18 protein-coding genes are annotated in these 19,677 nt (G+C 71.6%); 8 read left to right on the top strand and 10 right to left on the bottom strand.

The window, feature by feature from the left end:
• Positions 1-8: 8 nt before the first annotated feature.
• From OG199_RS09580 to OG199_RS09565, 4 genes are all read right to left on the bottom strand, one after another.
• A complete protein-coding gene (locus OG199_RS09580) occupies positions 9-773 on the bottom strand; it encodes a YqjF family protein (RefSeq protein ID WP_405829051.1) in 765 nt (254 codons plus the stop codon).
• A 56-nt stretch (positions 774-829) separates the two neighbouring features.
• The gene (locus OG199_RS09575; protein ID WP_405829049.1) at positions 830-2,566 is read right to left on the bottom strand and encodes an LCP family protein; all 1,737 of its coding nucleotides are present in this window, start codon (positions 2,564-2,566) and stop codon (positions 830-832) included.
• A 347-nt stretch (positions 2,567-2,913) separates the two neighbouring features.
• On the bottom strand, positions 2,914-4,113 hold the full coding sequence (locus OG199_RS09570) for a glycosyltransferase (RefSeq protein ID WP_405834484.1): 1,200 nt from the start codon (positions 4,111-4,113) through the stop codon (positions 2,914-2,916).
• 272 nt (positions 4,114-4,385) lie between these two features.
• Positions 4,386-4,838 (bottom strand): MarR family winged helix-turn-helix transcriptional regulator, encoded by a 453-nt coding sequence (locus OG199_RS09565; RefSeq protein WP_405829048.1) that lies wholly within the window; start codon positions 4,836-4,838, stop codon positions 4,386-4,388.
• 185 nt (positions 4,839-5,023) lie between these two features.
• Between OG199_RS09565 and OG199_RS09560 the strand changes: the two genes are divergently transcribed.
• Complete coding sequence (locus tag OG199_RS09560; protein ID WP_405829047.1) at positions 5,024-6,001, top strand: alpha/beta hydrolase; 978 nt, start codon at positions 5,024-5,026, stop codon at positions 5,999-6,001.
• 90 nt (positions 6,002-6,091) lie between these two features.
• On the opposite strand, the gene OG199_RS09555 is transcribed toward OG199_RS09560, so the two are convergent.
• On the bottom strand, positions 6,092-6,571 hold the full coding sequence (locus OG199_RS09555) for a MarR family winged helix-turn-helix transcriptional regulator (RefSeq protein ID WP_405829045.1): 480 nt from the start codon (positions 6,569-6,571) through the stop codon (positions 6,092-6,094).
• Positions 6,572-6,668: 97 nt separating this feature from the next.
• Between OG199_RS09555 and OG199_RS09550 the strand changes: the two genes are divergently transcribed.
• Positions 6,669-8,288, top strand: a complete 1,620-nt coding sequence (locus tag OG199_RS09550) for an MFS transporter (RefSeq protein WP_405829043.1) — start codon at positions 6,669-6,671, stop codon at positions 8,286-8,288.
• 221 nt (positions 8,289-8,509) lie between these two features.
• Entirely contained in the window at positions 8,510-9,211 is a 702-nt protein-coding gene (locus tag OG199_RS09545; protein WP_356805481.1) for an SDR family oxidoreductase, read from the top strand.
• A gap of 27 nt (positions 9,212-9,238) precedes the next feature.
• On the opposite strand, the gene OG199_RS09540 is transcribed toward OG199_RS09545, so the two are convergent.
• Together OG199_RS09540 and OG199_RS09535 are read right to left on the bottom strand one after the other, a co-directional pair.
• Entirely contained in the window at positions 9,239-10,618 is a 1,380-nt protein-coding gene (locus tag OG199_RS09540; RefSeq protein WP_405829041.1) for a VWA domain-containing protein, read from the bottom strand.
• Entirely contained in the window at positions 10,615-11,472 is an 858-nt protein-coding gene (locus tag OG199_RS09535) for an AAA family ATPase (RefSeq protein WP_401806083.1), read from the bottom strand. The genes OG199_RS09540 and OG199_RS09535 overlap by 4 nt, the downstream gene beginning before the upstream one ends.
• A 173-nt stretch (positions 11,473-11,645) precedes the next feature.
• On the opposite strand from OG199_RS09535, the gene OG199_RS09530 reads away from it, so the two are divergent.
• Positions 11,646-12,218 carry a TetR/AcrR family transcriptional regulator gene (locus OG199_RS09530; RefSeq protein ID WP_405829040.1) on the top strand — a complete coding sequence of 191 codons (573 nt, stop codon included), beginning with the start codon at positions 11,646-11,648 and terminating at the stop codon, positions 12,216-12,218.
• Between the two features lie 79 nt (positions 12,219-12,297).
• On the opposite strand, the gene OG199_RS09525 is transcribed toward OG199_RS09530, so the two are convergent.
• Positions 12,298-13,482, bottom strand: coding sequence for a CaiB/BaiF CoA transferase family protein (locus tag OG199_RS09525; RefSeq protein ID WP_405829038.1), 1,185 nt, complete (start codon positions 13,480-13,482; stop codon positions 12,298-12,300).
• Between the two features lie 261 nt (positions 13,483-13,743).
• Here OG199_RS09525 and OG199_RS09520 point away from each other — a divergent pair, with 261 nt between their 5' ends.
• Positions 13,744-14,637, top strand: a complete 894-nt coding sequence (locus OG199_RS09520; RefSeq protein WP_405829037.1) for a helix-turn-helix domain-containing protein — start codon at positions 13,744-13,746, stop codon at positions 14,635-14,637.
• A 145-nt stretch (positions 14,638-14,782) separates the two neighbouring features.
• A complete protein-coding gene (locus OG199_RS09515) occupies positions 14,783-15,775 on the top strand; it encodes a hypothetical protein (protein WP_405829036.1) in 993 nt (330 codons plus the stop codon).
• A gap of 22 nt (positions 15,776-15,797) precedes the next feature.
• On the opposite strand, the gene OG199_RS09510 is transcribed toward OG199_RS09515, so the two are convergent.
• Positions 15,798-17,087, bottom strand: a complete 1,290-nt coding sequence (locus OG199_RS09510; RefSeq protein ID WP_405829034.1) for a YhgE/Pip domain-containing protein — start codon at positions 17,085-17,087, stop codon at positions 15,798-15,800.
• A gap of 326 nt (positions 17,088-17,413) precedes the next feature.
• Here OG199_RS09510 and OG199_RS09505 point away from each other — a divergent pair, with 326 nt between their 5' ends.
• Positions 17,414-18,208 (top strand): maleylpyruvate isomerase N-terminal domain-containing protein, encoded by a 795-nt coding sequence (locus tag OG199_RS09505; RefSeq protein WP_405829033.1) that lies wholly within the window; start codon positions 17,414-17,416, stop codon positions 18,206-18,208.
• 190 nt (positions 18,209-18,398) lie between these two features.
• Here OG199_RS09505 and OG199_RS09500 read toward each other — a convergent pair whose 3' ends face one another.
• The gene (locus OG199_RS09500; protein WP_405829032.1) at positions 18,399-18,905 is read right to left on the bottom strand and encodes a MarR family winged helix-turn-helix transcriptional regulator; all 507 of its coding nucleotides are present in this window, start codon (positions 18,903-18,905) and stop codon (positions 18,399-18,401) included.
• Between the two features lie 129 nt (positions 18,906-19,034).
• Here OG199_RS09500 and OG199_RS09495 point away from each other — a divergent pair, with 129 nt between their 5' ends.
• A complete protein-coding gene (locus OG199_RS09495; RefSeq protein WP_405829031.1) occupies positions 19,035-19,550 on the top strand; it encodes a YceI family protein in 516 nt (171 codons plus the stop codon).
• Positions 19,551-19,677: the final 127 nt, after the last annotated feature.

Raw genomic sequence — 19,677 nt, 5'->3', positions numbered from 1 at the left:
CTCGACCGTCAGGGAGTCGGGATGCCCGCCGGCCGGGCCGGGCGCCCGAGTCGGACCGGGACACCGGGGGAGTACAGCACGCTCACCGGTTCTCCCAGCGGCGCGGGTACGCCCGCGGCTTCGAGGAGGTTCTCGTCGCACGTGAGCAGCCGGGCGTGGTGCAGGGGCCAGCCGGGGTGGTCGTTGGGCAGGTATCCGACCTCGCCGAAGAAGGCGTTGTGCATGCCCCAGCGGGCGGTCAGGAAGTGCTCCAGCTCGGTGGGTTCCCGGATCCGTTCGCCCTTGCGCAGGACGATCCGGCTGTGCGCGCCGCGTGGTCCCGGCCAGCGCCGTGAACTGGTGTAGGTGATGACGTCGTCCTCGGCACGGATGCCCATACGGGACCACGCGTACGGAAGCCGGAAGCCGGCCCGTCCCATCAGCACGGGTACCAGCCGGGCGGCGTCCATCGACCGGAAGACCACGCCGCGCCGCCCGAGCGCGTCCACCGAGTACAGGCGTACGTTCGTCTCCGGGAACGTCCCCAGGTACGGCACTCCGGGGGAGCGGAGCCAGCCGACGCGGCGCATCCGGAACGCGACCAGGCCGACGTAGGTGACTCCCTCGAGCACGTCGGGGACGGTTCCCTCGGGCAGCAGGCCGGCGACGGTGTCAGGTTCGACCGCCCAGTGGACGAAGGCGAGGTCGAGCCACTGCTGGGTGAGCAGCGGCCTCGGCAGGTTCCTGGGCGGGTGCGGGGTGACGGGCTCCGGTGGCTGCGGCGTGGTCGGCACGGGGCCAGCATCCCAGGCGGGCGCGGGCGGGCCCGGCACGCGGTGGTGCCGGGTTGTCAGGGCGCCGAGTTCTTCTTGCCGACGGCTGCCGCGTAGGCCTGGGACGGGGTCATGGCGACGCCGTTGAGGCTGACGGTCTTGTACTTGCTCACCTTGGCGCAGGACTTCGACTCGTCGGCGGTCTGGGAGTGGGCGTCGGCGGTGGCGGCCTTGGTGTCGGCCGGTGCCCCGGCGGCGCCGGCGCCGCCGGGGAAGCTGGTGCCGCTGGTCCAGTCCGTACCGATCACCAGGGTCAGGCCGCTGCCGGTGCCCTGCTCGAGGTGGGAGGAGGAGAGCCCCAGCGCGCGGGCGGCGGTCTGGGCCTTCGCCTTCTCCCCGGTGCCGTACGTGAGCGTGGTCGTGGCCGCGCCGCCGGGGGCGTTGCCGGTGGTCGTACCGGAGCTGAAGCCGCGGTCGATCAGGGCGCCGGCGACGGCCGAGGCGCGGCCGCTGATGCCCGTGCCGTTCTCCACCGTCACGGCGATCCGCGCGGCGGGTACCGCGGAGGCCGTGGCGCTCGCGGTGGCCGTGGCGGACCTCCCGCCGGAGGTGCCCGTCAGCGACTGGTCGTCCGCGATGGTGGCGAACAGGCTCCGGGCGGCCGGGGCGGCCACGACCCGGTCGCTGTTGTTCGGGTCGGGCGCCGTCTGCATGGTGGCGAACGTGATGTGCGCGGCGGGGACCTTGTCCAGATCGGTGGCGAGCCCGACCAGCTTCTTGACGCTGCCCAGGCCGGTGTCCACGGTGAGTGCCTTGGTGGCCGCGTCGGCCAGCCTGTAGACGGCCGCGGGGTTGGTGAGGGTGCCGGCGCTCTTGAACTTGCGGATCATGGAACTGAGGAAGATGTGCTGGGCGTAGGTGCGCCCCAGGTCGCTGCCGTCGCCGAAGCCGTGCCGTGAGCGGACGAACTCCAGCGCGGCGACACCCTTCAGGGTGTGGGTGCCCTTGGCGAGCTTCAGATGCGAGTACGTGTCGTAGACGTTGGCGTCGACACACGCGGACACTCCGCCCACCGCGTCCGACATCTTCACCACGCCGGAGAAGTCGAGCTGGACGAAGTGGTCGATGGGGATGCCGGTGAGCCGGTGCACGGTGGCCACCTGGCACGCCGGACCGTACTGCAGCGCGCTGTTGACCATGCCGGAGTAGCCGGCGGTGGACGTGCCCGTCGCGCTGTTCTTGCAGGCGGGGACAGTGGTCACGGTGTCGCGGGGGATGCTCATCACGGTGGCGTTGGACCGGTCGGCGGAGATGTGCAGCACCATCTCCACGTCGGCGTTGCCGCTTCCCGACTGCACGCCCGTCTGTGAGCAGCCGCCGCCGAGTTTGCAGTCGCTCGTGCTGGTGCGGCCGTCGCTGCCCATCACCAGGATGTTGATCGGCGTCCGGCCGAAGGAGTCGGCCTTCTCCTTGCCCGCGCTGTCGCTCCCCGTGCCGTCGGTCAGCGGGACGCTGTGGAGGTTGCCGTTGAGGTGCTCGTAGAACCACCATCCGGCGCCCGCGGTGACCAGGAGGAGGAGCGACAGGGATATCGCGGCCGTCCGCAGGATCCGGCTGCCGCGTCGGGCGCGGCGTCGTGACGCGCCGCGGCGCGCGCGGCCGGGTGCCGCGGACTTGGCACGTGTCGCGGCGCGGGAGGCGGCCCGGCCGTCCGTCCCGGGCGCGGCGGAGTCCTCTCCCGCCCGCTGCCGCGGCACCGCCGGCGCACGCCGGCGCGTGGCCCGTCCGACGGGGCCGTCCCCTGGGTCAGTCATCTCGCACTCCCACGAAACGGTCGGGCCGCTCAGGCCGTCGGTGCTGTGGCGAAGGGGGATTCCGGGGGATTCCCACTTGCTTGCGTGGTTGCGCAATATAGCAATCGCATATGACAACCCTCGGGGCGCCCGGTTTCCGAGCTGTGAACGGCCGTGCTCCACCCCCTAGGCGGCCGATCCAAGCACGCCTTCCTGTGGGCGCGCCGGGCACGCAGGGAGGGGGTGGTGCGGGTGGGGTTCACGGAGGGGGTGAGGAGCTGGTGCGCGGAAACGGGGCGAGGAGGACGCCGGAGCGAGGGAGCGGGAAAGCGAGGGAGTGGGGGCGAGGACGCTGGAGCCTGCCGGTCCTAGAACGGTTCCGGGAGGGATTCGGAGACGGACAGGGACACCCGGCCCGTTCCACCGCGGACCCGCTCGACGAGCCCGGCGTACGCGGCGATCATGCGGGTGCGGCTGAACCGCTCGCGGCTGAGGGCGAGGGCCGGGGCGAACTCGGCGCCGCGCTCCACCGCCTCGCACCAGGCCTGCGCGACCGCCTCGGCGTCGAGCGGGGTGAGGAATCCGTGCCCGGCGACGATCGAGGCGCAGTCGCCGACATCGGTGGCGACCGGGACCGCGCCGCACATCATGCCCTCGATCAGCGACAGCGGTGCCGCCTCGCCGCTGGAGGAGGTCAGCGACACCACGTCGGCAGCTGCGTAGACGACCTCCATGTCGTCGCGTACGCCGAGCAGCGATATGCGCTCGGCGAGCGCAGCCTCGTCACCGAAGGCGGCGGCCATGTCCTCGCGCAGGCCGGCGTTGGCCCGCGTCATCCCCGCGCCGCACATCAGGATGCGTCCCTCGGGCCGCCGGCGCAGCCAGGCCCTGGCCGCCCGCAGGAACAGCGGCACGTTCTTCATCCCGGCGTAGCGGGCCGCGAAGACGATCACGGGCGCGTCCGCCGGCACCCCCAGTGATGTCCGCAGCAGAGCGCGTCCGAAGGGGTCGGGGCGGAAGCGCAGCAGGTCCACGCCGTTCGGGATGACGTGCAGCAGCTCCGCCGGGATGCCGGCGGCGGCGTACGCCGCTCGGGTCGACTCGGCGCAGCAGATCGCGGCGGCGATCCGGCCGTCGGCGACCGCGGTCCTCAGTTCGTCCAAGGCCGCTCCCTGGTTCTCCGGATCGGAGCGGTGCAGGCACACCACGACGGGCCGTCGGGGCAGGCCCGCCTGGTTGAGCAGGCCGAGCGGCTGCTCCTTGAGCGACAGGATGACGTCCGCGCCCGCCATGGCCCGGGCGGTGGCGGCCAGTTCCGGTCCGGTGAAGGCGTCCGCGCCGTCGGGTGCCCCGTGGCTGCGGCCCAGGGAGGTGACCGGAACACCGGCTCCGGTCAGCGACCGGTAGCAGACGTCGTCCTCCATCCGCTGACGGGTCGCCTCCCGATACATCTCGCCATTCAGGCTCAGCACCGAGTGGCGCTGACCGCCCTCATGGAGCCCCATCACGACATCGCTGTGCACGATCCGGGCCCCGCCCGAAAAGAATCCTTCGTAGATCGACAGCACACGCAGTTCGTCCATCACGCGCACCTCACGGCCCGTCTCGCAGAAAGGGAGGAAGCCTTTTCAACCCCTGTGATCTGCGGGTTAGCCGCTATGGACACAAGAGAAACTTGCGCGCTTGTGAACTCGTCGTTTCAGATTCGGACACGTTCGGTTACGTCGTACCGTGGCGCCCGACGAGAGGGAAAAGGGCGGGAGGTGCGGTGGGGTGCGACATCCCCACACGTGCTCGGTGGTAAAGATCAGGCCAGAATTCTGGCGACCCGGGAGGCGGCTCAGCGCTCCGTGACGTTGGCGGTGAGCAGGCGCAGAAGGTGCTTGGCCGTGGCGTCCTGCTCGGGGGTCAGTCCCATGGCGTCGCCGATGGCGAGCGGGACCATGTCCGCGCGCTCCCGCAGCCCGGACCCGGTCTCGGTGAGACGGATGGCGACGGACCGTTCGTCCTCCGTACGGCGCTCACGGCGGAGCAGGCCGCCCGACTCCAGGCGCTTGAGCAGCGGGGAGAGCGTGCTCGACTCAAGCTGGAGAGCGGTGCCGAGGTCGCGTACGGAGATCGAGTCCTGCTCCCACAGGACGAGCATGACCAGGTACTGCGGGTAGGTCAGCCCCAGCTCGTCCAGGAGCGGCCGGTAGCGCGCCGTCACCGCTCGGGACGCGGCGTACAGGGCGAAACACAGCTGGTCGTCCAGCAACAGGGAACCCCTCTGCGGTGGTTCGGCTGTGCTCATGGCGCTGCTCCCGGTCTCCGTGCCTGCATGGCGTTCCCATCCTATCTTTCGGGTCCCCTCGATTGTATCGATCCCTAATGAGTTGTGCGCGACTAAGTCGAGCGCTACTCTCATGTCGTGCCGCTGCTCCACGGCGAAGACCGCCGCCGGAGTCTGCCCGCGGCACCGGATCCGAGGAGATCGCCATGACCGGCACCACCGGTACCACCGGCAACCGTCCCGTTCTCGAGCCCGCCGCCGCGGCGTTCGTGGAGGCGACCGCGAACCCGCCGTACCTCTTCGACCTCGCCCCGGCGGAGGGTCGCAAGGCCGTCGACGAGGTGCAGTCCGGCGAGATCGCGGGGCCCGAGGTCGACGAGGAGTGGATCACCGTCTCGGGCGGTCCGACCGGTACGGTCCGGGTGCGCGTCGTCCGCCCGGCGGGCGCCTCCGGCACGCTGCCGGTGATCGTGTACATCCATGGCGCGGGCTGGGTGTTCGGCAACGCCCACACCCATGACCGCCTGGTCCGTGAACTGGCCGTCGGCGCGCGTGCCGCGGTCGTCTTCCCCGAGTACGACCTCTCTCCCGAGGCCCGCTATCCCGTGGCCATCGAGCAGAACTACGCAGTCGCCCGCTGGGTCGTGACCGACGGCGCCGAGCACGGCTTCGACGCGTCCCGGATAGCGGTGGCCGGTGACTCGGTGGGCGGGAACATGACCGCGGCGCTCACCCTGATGGCCAAGGAGCGCGGCGACATCCCGCTCGTCCAGCAGGTGCTGTTCTACCCCGTCACCGACGCGAACTTCGACACCGGCTCCTACCACCAGTTCGCCACCGGCTACTTCCTGCGCCGCGACGGCATGCAGTGGTTCTGGGACCAGTACACGACCGACGAGAGCGAGCGCGCCCAGATCACCGCGTCCCCGCTGCGCGCCACCACCGAGCAGCTCACCGGCCTGCCCCCGGCACTCGTCATCACCGGCGAGGCCGACGTCCTGCGCGACGAGGGCGAGGCGTACGCCAACAAGCTCCGCGAAGCCGGCGTCCCCGTCACGGCAGTCCGCTACCAGGGCATCATCCACGACTTCGTGATGCTCAACGCCCTGCGTGGAACGCACGCCGCCGAAGCCGCCATCGGGCAGGCGGTCACCACGCTGCGGACGGCCCTCGGTACGGCCTGACCTCCGCCCCGGCCTCGGATCCCGAAGCCCGGATCACCGACCCCGGCGCCCGCGACAAGGGTGTCCGGGGTCAGCGGCGTCCCCGGTCGGTCAGGACTGGTCCGCCTCGGTCTGGAACAGCCGCGAGAGCAGGCTGTCGAGGGTGGCCCGCTCGTCCTCGCTCAGTGCGCCGAGCGCCTGGTGCGTGGCGTGCATTCCGTCGCGGACGCGCACCACGACGGCCGCGCCCTCCTCCGAGAGGATGACGTTCTTCACGCGACGGTCGGTGGCGCTGGCCTCGCGGTGGACGAGACCGCGGGCCTCCAGGCGGTCGATGATCCCGGTGATGTTCGACGCGTCGCAGCGGAGCGTGTCCGCGAGGGACCGCATGGGGGCGGGACCCTGACGCAGCACGTTGAGCGCCTTGGCCTGGCTGTAGGTGAGGCCGTGCGCGGCGGCGGCGGTGGTGAGATCCGCGTAGAGACTGACCATGGACGCCCACAGGGTGTCGAGCAGCACGGCATGGGAGACGCCGGGGTGCCCGCCGTCCGGCGTGTCGGCGGAGCGGCTCGTTCCAGATGAAGCGGACATGGGGCCAGCGTACCTGAAACTTGACTACCTCAACCTTCGATGCTTACCTCTGTCCAGTTACTTGAAGACATCAACCTTCAAGAACTTGCAGCTTTATATGGCTCCCCAGCATTTGCTCGTAAGGAAGAACGTCGTGACACCCTCCGATCGCGTGGCGTCCAGACGCCCCGCAGGCGACCTCTCGCTCGTCCTGGCCCTCGGCCTCGCGGCCATGATCGTCTCGATGATGCAGACCCTCGTCGTACCGATCCTGAGCATCATCCAGAGCGATCTCGGCACCAGCACCGCGAACGTCAGCTGGGTCACCACCGCGACCCTGCTGTCCGCCGCCGTGTTCACCCCGCTGCTCGGCCGCTTCGGCGACATGCACGGCAAGAAGCCCACGCTGGTCGGGGTTCTGCTGCTGATGATCGCCGGTTCCGTGCTGGCCGCGACCACCACGTCGCTGCTGTGGCTGATCGTGGGCCGGGTGCTCCAGGGCGCGGCCACCGCGATCTTCCCGCTCGCCCTCTCGGTACTGCGGGAGGAGATGCCGCCGGCGAAGCTGCACGGCGCGATGGCGATGGTCAGCGGAACGCTCGCCGTCGGCAGCGGACTCGCCCTGGTGGCGGCCGGACTGCTCACCCGGGGCGCGGATCCCGACTACCACCGGGTGTTCTGGCTCGCCGTGGCCCTCGCCGCCGTGGCCCTCGTCGGCGTCCTCCTGCGCGTTCCCGCCTCGCGCTCGACGACCGGCGGCCGTACCGACTGGCTCGGCGCGGTGACGCTGGCCGCGCTGCTCGTCCTGCTCCTGCTGCCGATCTCGCAGGGGCACGAGTGGGGCTGGTCCTCCGCGCGCACCATCGGTCTGTTCGTCGCGGCGCTGGCCATGGCGGCCGTCTGGGTGTTCGTGGAGCGGACGGTCCGCGCGCCGATGGTGGACATGCGGATGTTCGCCCACCGACCGGTGCTCTTCACGAACCTCGCCGGTCTGTTCCTCGGGTTCGCGATGTTCTCGCAGTTCATCGGCGTGGCCTATCTGGTGCAGATGCCGAAGGAACTCACCGGGTACGGGTTCGGCGCCTCGGTCCTGCGCGCCTCCGTCGAGTACCTGCTGCCCACCACGGTCGTCTCGCTGCTCGCCGCGCAGTTCGGGGGGATCCTGGTCGGACGGATCGGGGCGCGGTTCACCCTGGCCATCGGCGCCGTGTTCGGCGTCGCCGGGTTCGCGTGGCTGACCGCCGCGCACGACACCTCCGCGTCGATCATCCTCGCGGGCCTGCTGATCGGCGTGGCCGTCAGCTTCGGATACGCGGCCATGCCCGCCCTCATCGTGGCGAGCGTTCCGCACCACCAGACCGGCATCGCCAACGGCCTCAACTCCATCTCCCGTTCCGTCGGCAGCGCGATCGCCAGCGCGGTGATCACCTCGCTGCTGGCATCCAGAACGATCGCGCACCTGCCGGCCGGGGTGCCCGCGCTGCCTGCGGAGAGCCAGTTCACCCTGAGCTTCGCGATCGCCGGCGTCGCGTTCGTGCTGATCGTGGCGGTCGCGCTGGTCGGCCTGACCCGGGGAGCGACGCCTGCGTACGTGGTCGACAGGGACGCCTCCGCGGCGGAAGCGGCGAGCGGGCCGACCGGCGGGTCGACCACCGAAGAAGTGACCGAACTCGCGGTGACCGAACTCGCGGGGGAGAAGGCCGAGGAGGAGGAGAAGGCGGGCGCCGCGACGACCTGACCGGGGGAGCCCGGGACGGCCGGGTACGACCGACTACGGCCGGGAACGCCGTGCACCGCCCATCGGCGGGCGCGAGCCGTTCCCGGCCGTAGCCGTAGCCGTAGCCGTAGCCGTAGCCGTTGCCGTGCGGAGCCGGCCCGTACGGCTTGCCCTTGGAAACCGATCGGTTTACGCTGACCCGGCTAGGTAAACCGATCGGTTTCTCATTGTCTGGAGTACTCATGACATCCATCGAAGGTTCGGTCGCGCTGGTCACCGGCGGCAGCCGGGGTATCGGCCGGGCGCTCGTCCAGGGCCTGTACGAGCGAGGCGCCAAGAAGGTGTACGCCACCGCACGCGACCCGCGGACCGTCACGCACCCCGACGCGGTGCCGCTGGCTCTGGAGGTGACCGATCCCGCGTCCGTCGCCGCGGCCGTCGAGCAGGCGCAGGACGTCACCCTCCTGATCAACAACGCCGGCGCCTCCGTGAACGCGAACTTCCTGGAGTCCCCCGTCGAGGACGTACGCCGCGAGTTCGAGACGAACTTCTACGGCCCGCTCCTCGTCACCCGCGGCTTCGTCCCGGTCATCGAGCGCAACGGCGGCGGCCACATCCTCAACGTCCACTCGGTGCTCTCCTGGCTCGGCCTGCTGGGCTCCTACAGCGCGTCCAAGGCCGCGTTCTGGTCGCAGACCAACTCCCTGCGCGTGGACCTGAAGCCGCGCGGCATCGAGGTCACCGGGCTCCATGTCGGCTATGTGGACACGGACATGGCCGCGCACGTCGACGCACCGAAGTCGTCCCCCGACGCCGTCGCGGCGCAGGCCCTCGACGGCATCGCGTCCGGCGCCTTCGAAGTCCTCGCCGACGACCTCACCCGACAGGTCAAGGCCCAGCTCTCCGAGGACATCGCCGTGATGTACCCGCAGCTGCTGGCCTGAGCGGGCAGCGGCCGACCGGACGACCGCTCAGACCGGCAGCAGGTGGCCGATCAGGTCGCCGAGCTGCCGGGCGTTGCGGCACTCGTGCATCTCGACGAGCCCGGCGTACTCGGGCGCGGCGGAGTCGCCCGTGCCCCACTGGGACCTCGGCTCGGGGTTCAACCAGTAGACACGCCGGGCCCGTTCGCACAGGTGCCGTACGGCCGGCAGGTTCGGGTCGCCCATGTTCGTACGGGCGTCTCCGAGGACGAAGACGGTCGAGCGCGAGCCCACCGCGTCGGCGTACCGCTCGGTGAACTCGCCGAACGCGACGCCGTAGTCACTGCTGTCGTGCCAGCCCGTCAGGGTGGCCTCCGCCCGGATCCGGGCACCCAGCCCCTCCGGGTCGGCCGCCCCGTGCACCAGCAGCCCGGTCACCTCGTCGATCCGGTTGACGAAGGCGAACACCCGTACCTTGCTGAACTGGTCGTGCAGCGCCTGCACCAGCAGCATCGTGAAGTCCGAGAAACCCGACACCGACCCCGACACATCGCACAGCAGCACCAGTTCGGGCCGGACGGGCCGCCGTCGGCGCAGCACGGGCCGCATCGGCACCCCGCCCGTCGACAGAGACGCGCGCAGCGTCCGCCGCAGGTCGATGCTGCCCCGGGCGGCACGGCGACGGCGGGCGGCGAGCCGGGTGGCCAGCTTGCGCGCGAGCGGCTGAACCACCCCGCGCAGCTCGGCGAGCCGGTCCCGGCCCGCGAACAGGAAGTCCACCCGGTCGACCGTCGGGGCCACCGCCCGCCGGGCGATCTCGTCCCGGCCGCGTCGCTCGGCGACCCGGCGCCGCGCCTCCGCGGCGACCAGAGCGCGGAAGGCGTCGATGCGCCGCCGGATCTCGTCCTCCAGCAGCCGGTCGGTGAACCCCGCGGCACCGGTGCGTGCCCGGACGTCGTCACGGGCGCGCACCAGCAGGGTCTGCGGCCGCAGCCGGTCGAGCGTCTGGTACGAGGACCAGCCGTCCGACCCCGGTGAGGAGCCGTATCCGCCGAAGCCGTCCACCGCCTCCACCGCCAACCGGGCCAGCAGCGCGGCGTCGTTGTCGGCGAGCGCGGCCGCGAGGCGCTCCCGTAGTTCCGCCCGGTCCGCGGCGGGCGCTTCGGTGTCCGCCGCGCCCGTATCCGGCACCCCGACGAGCCGCGGAAAGTACAGGTCGAAAGCCGGATCGAAGACCCGGCGCTGCGCCGTACTGTGCAGCAAGGCGGCGGCGAGGCCCTCGCGCAGCCGTTCCCGGTCCGTCAGGCCGAGTGCCTCCATCGCGTGGGCGGCGTCCACCGTCTCGCCGGTGCCGATCCGCACGCCGTGCGAGCGCAGCGCGCCGACGAGTTCCGTCAGCCGGCGCGTCACTCCGGCCGGCGCGTTCACATGGCGTCCAGATCGAGCTTGGCGGCCGCCTTGAGCACGTCGTCCTGGTGCTTGAGGAGCACACCGAGGCTGTCACGTACGACGGACTCGTCGAGGGTGCCGGCGCCGAGCGCGAGCAGGGTGCGCGCCCAGTCGATGGTCTCGGCGACCGACGGGACCTTGCGCAGATCCATCGCGCGCAGCGCGCCGACCACCCGGACCACCGACCGCGTCAGCGCCTCGTCCAGGCCCGGCACCTTCAGCCGTACGATGCGGCGCTCCAACTCCTCCTCCGGGAAGCCGATGTGGAGGAAGAGGCAGCGGCGGCGCAGTGCCTCGGACAGCTCACGGCTCGCGTTCGAGGTGAGCACCACGAAGGGCCGGCTGGTCGCGGTGATCGTGCCCAACTCGGGGACGGTGACCTGGAAGTCACTGAGCACCTCGAGCAGCAGGCCCTCCACCTCGACGTCGGCCTTGTCGGTCTCGTCGATCAGCAGCACCTTGGGGCCGTCACCGCGGATCGCGGTCAACAGCGGCCGGGGAAGCAGGAATTCCTCGCTGAAGATGTCCGTGCGGGCCTCGTCCCACGTCTCGTCGCGGCCCGCGCTGATACGCAGCAGCTGCTTGGCGTGGTTCCACTCGTACAGCGCCCGGGACTCGTCGACCCCCTCGTAGCACTGCAACCGGATCAGCCGGGCCCCGGCGACCTGGGCGACGGCCTTGGCGAGTTCCGTCTTGCCGACCCCGGCGGGGCCCTCCACCAGCAGGGGCTTGCCGAGGCGGTCGGCCAGGAAGACGGTGGTGGCGACGGCGGGCGACGCCAGATAGCCGGTCTCGGCGAGGCGCGCGGAGACATCGTCGACGGATGTGAACAGCAACGGGGCCTCCAGTGCGGTGCGGGCGAGGGCGGGCGCACTCTGCGAACGTCACTATCCAAGCGCTTGCTCAGTCATCTGTCACGTGTGCCCCTGCGCATGTGACGACGCCCACTCACCCGCGGTATACCGATCGGTTTCCCCGCCGCGTTCCCGCACGGTAACCTTCCCGTATGGCCACTACAGACAAGGCGTCCACGAGAGACCGGCTGCTGCACGCCGCGGCCGACCTCTTCTACAGCGAGGGCGTCTCCGTGGGCATCGAGTCGCTCTGCAGGACGGCCGGTGTCTCGAAGCGGTCGATGTACCAGCTCTTCGCCGGCAAGGACGAGGTCCTGGCGGCGAGCCTCGAGCGCCGGATCCCGCTCTACGAGGAGCAGCTCTCGCCCGCCTCCGCGACTGACGCGACACCGCGCGAGCGCATCCTGCGCGTCTTCGAGCGGATGGAGTACTTCTCCACGCTCCCCGAGTACCGCGGCTGCCCCTTCCTGGCGGCGCTGGTCGAGCTCAAGGACCCCGAGCACCCGGCGAGCGTGGTGGCCGGCGCCGCGAAGGGCCGCCTCGAGGAGACGTTCCGCGCCGAGGCCGAGCTGGGGGGCGCGCGTGACGCGGGGCTCCTCGCCCGGCAGTTGATGCTGGTCTTCGACGGCGCGAGCGCCCGCGCCGGGTCCCGTATCGAGACCCTGGACGACGGCCTGGCCACGACGACCGTGACCCTGCTGCTGGACGCGGCGGGCGTCGGCTGACCACGACCACGGGTCGCCCGTGGCACCCGCGGCGACATGGGCCGTCGGCCGGAAGGGCGTCACCCGGTGCCCCGGCGGTTCAGACGACGCCGTCGGCCCGCAGGACGGCGATGTCGGCCGTGCTGTGCCCCAGTCCGGCAAGGATCTCTTCGGTGTGCTCGCCGAGGGCGGGCACGGCGTCCATCCGGGGATCGACTCCGGCGAGGTCCACGGGCGGCAGGAGCGCGGGCACCACGGCTCCGGGCACCTGTACGTCGCGCCAGCGGCCGCGTTCGCGCAGGACAGGGTGGGCGAGGAACTCCTCGACGGTGTTGACGCCGGCGTTGGCGATGCCCGCCGCGTCCAGCAACGCGCCCACCTGCCGGCTGTCCAGGGCGCGGAACCGCTCGGCCACGATCGTGTCGAGCGCGTCGCGGTGGGCCACGCGGTCCGGACCGGTGGCGAAGCGCGGGTCGTCGACGAGGTCCGGCCGCTCCAGGAACCGCTCGCACAGCGCGGCCCATTCGCGCTCGTTCTGGATGGAGAGGAGCACCTCCTTGCCGTCGGCCGCCGGATACGTGCCGTAGGGGGCGATGGTGGCGTGCCGGGTGCCGATCCGCGGCGGCTGCGTGCCGCCGTGGCGCGTGTAGAGGGCAGGCTGGCCCATCCACTCGGCCAGCGCCTCGAAGAGGGAGACCTCCACGGCGCGGGCGACGCCCTGGGTGGCGCGGGTGAACAGGGCGGTGAGGACGCCCGAGTAGGCGTACATGCCCGCCGCGATGTCGGCGACCGACACCCCGGCCCGCGCGGCACCGTGCTCGTTCCCCGTCAGGGAGACCAGGCCCGTCTGGCACTGCACGAGCAGGTCGTACGCCTTGCGGTCCGCCCACGGCCCCTCGGAGCCGTAACCGGTGACGGCGCACGGGATCAGCGACCGGTGCCGCTCCCGCAGCGACGCGGCGTCGAGGCCGAGCCGGGCAGCCGCTCCGGGGGCCAGGTTCTGTACGAACACGTCGGCGTCGGCGAGCAGTTGCTCCAGGATGTCGCGTCCCCGGGCCGACTTCAGGTCCAGGGTCAGTGACTCCTTGGAACGGTTGAGCCAGACGAAGTAGCTGGACTCGCCGTGCACGGCGGTGTCGTAACGGCGCGCGAAGTCGCCTCCTCCCGGACGTTCCACCTTGATCACCCGAGCGCCGAGGTCGGCCAGTTGACGGGTCGCGAAGGGCGCCGCCACCGCCTGCTCGACACTGACGACGGTGATGCCGGCGAGCGGAAGCTCGGTCATCGGACGGACCTCCAGAGAGCGGGCCGGGAGAACGTGACGACGCGGATCATGCTGCCATCATGGGCACGCACGCGGCGCTCACGGGAACACCGGGACGCGACGACTTCACGCGGCCGCGGCCGTAGCCGTAGCCGTAGCCGTAGCCGTAGCCGTAGCCGCAGCCGCAGCCGCAGACGCCGACGCCGACGCGGCTGCCGCGCCCGCCCGGGTATCCCGGACAGGGTGTGGTCGGCCGGTGCCGGGGAGTCCAATACTCGGGCCATGGACGGAAAACGACAGCTCGGTGAGTTCCTGCAGGCGCGCCGCTCCCAGGTGCGTCCCGAGGACGTCGACCTGGTGACCTACGGCGACCGACGCCGTGTGGCCGGGCTACGGCGCGAGGAACTGGCCCAGCTGGCGGGTGTGAGCCAGTCGTACTACGCGCGGCTGGAGCAGGGACAGTCCCAGGCCTCCCCGGAGGTCCTGGAGGCGATCGCCCAGGCGCTGCGGCTGAGCGAGACCGAACGTCGGCACCTGCTCGAACTCGCCGCGGGCGCCCGGCGCCGGACCCGCACACGCCGGCCGGCGCCGGAACGGGTGTCACCGGCCCTCGCGCAGCTGACGGCCGCACTGGACGACGTACCCGTGGTGGTGCTGGGGCGGCGCAGTGACGTCCTGGCCTGGAACCGCGCCGGTCACGCGCTGTACGCCGGTCACCTCGATCCGGAGGGACCGGACCGGCCGGGGGAGCGGCCGAACATGGCGCGCCTGGTGTTCCTGGACGAGCACACCCGTGATCTCTACGCGGACTGGCCGGCCAAGGCCAGAGCCGTGGTGGGCGCGCTGCGGCTGACGTCCGGCCGGTTTCCCGACGACCCGGCCCTCGCCTCACTCGTCGGCGAACTGACCCTCAAAAGCCCGGAGTTCGCCTCCATGTGGGCGGACCACCGGGTCAAGACCGGTGCGGCCGTCGGCTACGGGATGCGGCATCCGCTGGTGGGCGCCATGGATGTCGTCCAGCAGACGCTGCACGCCGAGGACGGTCTGTCCGTCGTCGTCGCGACCACCGAGGCGGACTCGCCGTCCCGGGCCGCCATGACACTGCTCGTGCACAGCGCCAGGACCGACCGGTGCGGCATGCGACCGGCCCGGTCCCCGGGGCACACCCCGGCGTAGATCGCGCGTTCCCTCCCGTCCGGAAGCCCGGACGTCCGCCGTTCCCGGCCGCCCGGCCGTCCGGATACGTCCGGACCATCCGTACGCACGCACCGCGCACGCGATGCCGTGCGCCCGAAAACCGTTGTGAAGGAAAGAGAAGGACATGAGAAACAATCTGGCCGTACTCGCCTGTGCCGTCACCCTCGCCGCGACGACCACGGTCACGGCCCTCACCCAGATCTCCGCAGCGGCCGCGACGGGTCCGGCCGTGACGGGTCCGGTCGTGACACCCCGTATCGCCGCGCACTTCGACCTGGCGCGGGGGCAGATGCCGGAGAACATCGCGCTGGAGCCCGACGGCACGGCCGACGTCACCTTCGCGGCCGCCCGTCAGGTGGCCGCCGTCGGCACGACCGGCGCGACGCGCGTCCTGGCCACCCTGCCGGCACCGGCCGACGGCGGCGTCCACACCCCGGCGCTCGGCTTCGCCCTGACCACGGGCATCGTCCGGGCCCACGACGGCACGCTGTACTTCCTCTACGCGAGCGGTACCCCGGACCTGACCGGTGTGTGGCGGCTGCGTCCGGGCGGCACCCCGCACCGGGTCGCTCCACTCCCCGCCGACGGCCTGCCCAACGGACTGGCACTGGACGAGCACCGCCACCGGCTCTACATCGCCGACTCCGTACGGGGAGAGATCCGCACCGTACCCACCGCGGGCGGCGACCCCACCACCTGGTCCGCCGCCCCCGAACTCGCCGCGACGGGTTTCCTCGGCGTCAACGGCCTGAAGATCCACCGCGGCGCGCTGTGGGCGACCAACCTCGACCGGGGCACCGTCCTGCGCATCCCGTTCGGCCCCGGAGGGCGGCCCGGACCGGTGCGCGTCACGGCGACGGGCCTGACCGGTATCGACGACTTCGCCTTCACCGGCCGCGGCGACGAGATCCTGGCCGCGCTCAACGGCCCCGGCACGGTCGTGCGCATCCGGCGCGACGGCACCTCCTCGACCGTCCTCACCGCCGCGGACGGACTGCAGAACCCGACCTCGCTCGCGCTGCGCCGCGGCACCCTCTATGTCCTCAGCGCCGCGTACACGACGGCCACCGACCCCAACCTCCTGCTCGCCCCCGTTCGTTCCTCGTCGTCCTCCTGACCGCCTTCTCCCGTGAGCCGGTTCAAGCGGGCTGCGGGGTCAGGCGATGCAGGCCCTTGCGGTCGTAGTAGCGGGTCATCGCCAGCCCGAAGAGCAGGGCGACGGCCGTACCGATCGCGATCATGAGCCAGGCGCGGGCGAGACCGGCGTCGGCGCGCGCGTCGAAGAAGAGGATGGCGCGGACGCCACCGCCGAGCTGGCGCATTGGTTCGAAGACGGCCAGGAAGCGGTAGAAGCCCGGGACGGCCTGCAACGGGACGGTCGATCCGGAGGAGGGCAGGCCGAGCACGATGAACACGAACATGGACACGAGTTGGCCGATCCCGCCGAAGGCCGCGTTGATGGCCTGGACGCCCAGGCCGACCGCGACGCTCGCGCAGTAGGAGTAGATCCACAGCAGCGGCAGGTGGGAGGCGTCCATGCCGAGGATCCCGAGGGTGGCGACCATCACCAGCGTGGTGGTCAGGACGGCGATACCGGCCGTCATGCCCATCTTCAGGAGCAGCGTCCGGGTACGGGTGATCGGCAGGGTGGGGCGGCGGGTGTGCCAGGGGCCGATCTCGTTGTCGGCGTAACCGAGCGCGGTGTCCACGCCGTTGTTGATGACGTTCGCCCCCAGGAACCCGGTCAGGACCAGCAGCAGCGTGTAGTAGAACGCGGTCAGGCCCAGGCCGCTGTGCTCACCGATGGGGTGGCCGACCCGGGTGGTGACCGTCACCGGGTCGGCCAGCAGCAGACGGGTCGTGGAGTCGGTCCCCGCGGCGGCGGGGGAGGCGGTGAGCTGCTTGCCGATGGTCAGCGAGGCCTGTTGGGCGGTCTGCTGGGCGATCCGGCTCGCCAGTGAGGAGCCGAGGCTGCCCAGACCCGGGTTGGTGAGCACCGTGAGCGTCGGCCGGGCCGTCGCGGTCGAGGTGGTGAGCGCGGTGACGGAGGCCGTGAAGTCGGCGGGGACGACCAGGGCCCCGAAGATCCTGCCGGAGGTGAGTCTGTCCTGGAGCTGGGCACGGGTGAGCCGTTCCCAGCGGGCCTTGCCGGAGGTGTCGGCGACGACCGCGCGGGTGAGCTGTGCTCCCAGGTTCGTCGTCTGCCCGGGCAGTGGTCTGCCCTGGTCGGTGTCGACGATGCCGATGGGCAGGTCGTGCAGGGCTCCGTTCGGATTGACGATGCCGCCCATGTAGAGGAGGGCCAGCAGCAGTGCGAGCAGCCCGCTGAGCACGGTCGGCAGCAGCCACAGCCTGGGGCGGCGCAGGAGGGAGACGGCAGTGGCCGGGACAGGGGGGTGGTCGGGAGCGGGTGTGCCGTCGGCGGCCATGGTCCTCCGTGGGTCAGGGGCTGCGCGGGAGGTACGGGACCGGATGGGAGGCGCCCGCCAGGCCAGGATGCGGGGTGCGGCGGCACCGTGTTCAGCGACTCGCCGGGTGCGGGACGGGGGTGAGCGGGGCGAGTGGACGGGGCGTGCGGAGGGCGCCGTGCGCCGCGTCGTCGCCGGTCGTGCGGAGCGCGCTGCCGCTCGGCCGGCCCGGCGCGCGGACGACCGCCCCGGGATGGATCGACGGCCCCTCTTGCCCCCACCGTCTTCGACGGCGACCGTCCTGGGTACGGTTCCCGCACCATCCCACCCTTCCCCGGAGTCGAGACATGACCGACCGTGCCGACCAGACCATCGCCGCGCTGCGCAGCGGACACGACTACCTGACCTCCGTGGTGCACGGGCTCGCCACCGCCGACCTCACCCGGCGCTCGGGCGCTTCGGAGTGGGACGTCTCCCAGGTCCTCAGCCACCTCGGCAGCGGCGCCGAGATCGGCCTCGCCTCGCTGGAGGGCGCGCTGAACGGCACCGGACCGCGGGACGGCGACTTCAACAAGTCGGTGTGGGCACGCTGGGACGCGATGTCCCCGGCCGAGCGCGCCGAGGGTTTCGTGGACGCAGACGAGCAACTCGTGCGTGGTTACGAGGCGCTGGACGCGCGGGCCCGGGACGAACTCCGCGTGGAGCTCGGCTTCCTGCCGGCACCCGTGGACGTCGCGACGCTCGCGGGCCTTCGGCTCGGCGAGTTCACCCACCACACCTGGGACGTCGAGGTGGCCTTCGACCCGACGGCGGCGCTGCTGCCGGTGGCGACCGAGCCGCTCCTCGCCCAGGCCGGTCTGCTCATAGGGTTCCTCGGCAAGGCAGACGCCCTGGGCGGCCGCCACGCCCGTATCGCCGTGCGGACGGTTTCTCCCGTGCGTGCTTTCGGGCTCGTGCTGGGTGACTCGGTCGCGCTCGTCGACGAGCCCGCCGAGCCCGACGCCGTACTGAACGCCCCGGCCGAGTGGTGGCTGCGGCTCGTCACCGGCCGCCACGCCCCCGCCCACACTCCGGCCGGGGTGAACCTCAAGGGGGACGACCTCACCCTGGACGACCTGCGACGCGTCTTCCCGGGCTTCTGACCTGCTAGGTCGTCGCGGCGGCCGGCATCCGAGGCGCGAGGCCGTCCGCCGGGGCGGCCCCGCGCTTCCGGGCCGTGGCACCGGCGCGTTCGTCGCGTCACGGCACTCTCAGCCGGTCTTCCGGGCCGTCCCGCTCACGGTCTTCCCGGGCCCGCCCCCGCTTCACGAACCGTGCTTCACGACCCGTGCGTTACGAATCGTCGCCGGGAACGGGAACCTCGGAGGGCGGCAACAAGTCGTGCAGCTGCTCGTACCGCTGCGCGCACGCCGTGCGGGCGATGGCCTGCGAGACGGCGTCGGCCAGCGGGCGCGAGGACTCCCTCAGCAGCGTGCGCGCCTTGTCCGTGAGCGCCACTTCGATACCCCGTTTGTCCCCGCAGGCCGAGCGCCGCGTGATCAGGCCCGCGTGCTGCAGACAGGCCACCTGATAGGTCAGCCGTGTCTTGGGACGGCCCAGCAGCTCGGCGATCTGTGTCATGCGCAGACTGGAGCCGGGCTGGTCGGCCAGCAGGCACAGCACCAGGAACTCGTCGTGGGAGACACCGAGGGCGTCCTTGACGCGAGCGCGCAGCTGCTGCTCGATCGCCCCGGCCGCCGCGAGCAGCCTCATCCAGGACCGCAGTTCGGTCGGCAGCAGGCCGTCGTCGGCCGCCGGCTCGTGTTCGGGCAGGTCAGCGGGGGCGAGAAAGTCGGCCATGGTGTCACAGTCTACCGGTTGTCCAAATTTGAAGAACGGGCTAGCCTGTGATCGTCCAAATTTGGATGACTGCTGGTTGTCCCACGGCCCGTGCCTCACCTCTCACTGTTAACCGTCTGGAGAACTCTCATGACCGTCGCCGTCGAAACCGGCCTGTGGCAGCTCGACCCCGCCCGTACCAGCGTCGTCATCCGGCACAAGACGATGTGGGGCCTGGTCACGGTGAAGGGCGCCTTCGCCGCTGTCACCGGGGAAGGTGAGGTGCAGGCCGACGGGACCGCCCGCGGCACCGTCACCCTGGACGTGGCGTCCCTCGACACCAAGAACGCCAAGCGCGACAAGCACCTCCGCTCGGCGGACCTCTTCGACGCGGAACGGCACCCCACGATCACCTTCGCGGTGGACAACGCGGCGGTCACCCAGGACGACACCGTCGAGGTCACCGGTCAGCTGACCGTGCACGGCATCACCAGGCCGCAGCCCGTCGTCGCCCGGGTGAGCGCGGCGAGCGCCGAAGACGTCACCCTCGGCACCGAGTTCACCGTGGACCGCGACCAGTTCGACATGGGCTGGAACCAGATGGGCATGCTCCGCGGCCTGACCACTGTCGTCGGCACACTCGTCTTCACCCGCGTCAAGGGCTGATCCGGCGGATCACCGCCCGTCGTCGGCGCGGCGGCGGGCAGCGGCCGTCCGGCTCCACGGTCCGCCGGACACGGCGGCCGGTGCCCCGCGGTTCCCGCTGTCGCGCCTTGCCGGGCCGGCCGAGGAC

The organism is Streptomyces sp. NBC_01176, from assembly GCF_045039825.1.
Lineage (GTDB): Bacteria > Actinomycetota > Actinomycetes > Streptomycetales > Streptomycetaceae > Streptomyces.
This window is presented reverse-complemented; position numbering and strand designations above follow the sequence as displayed.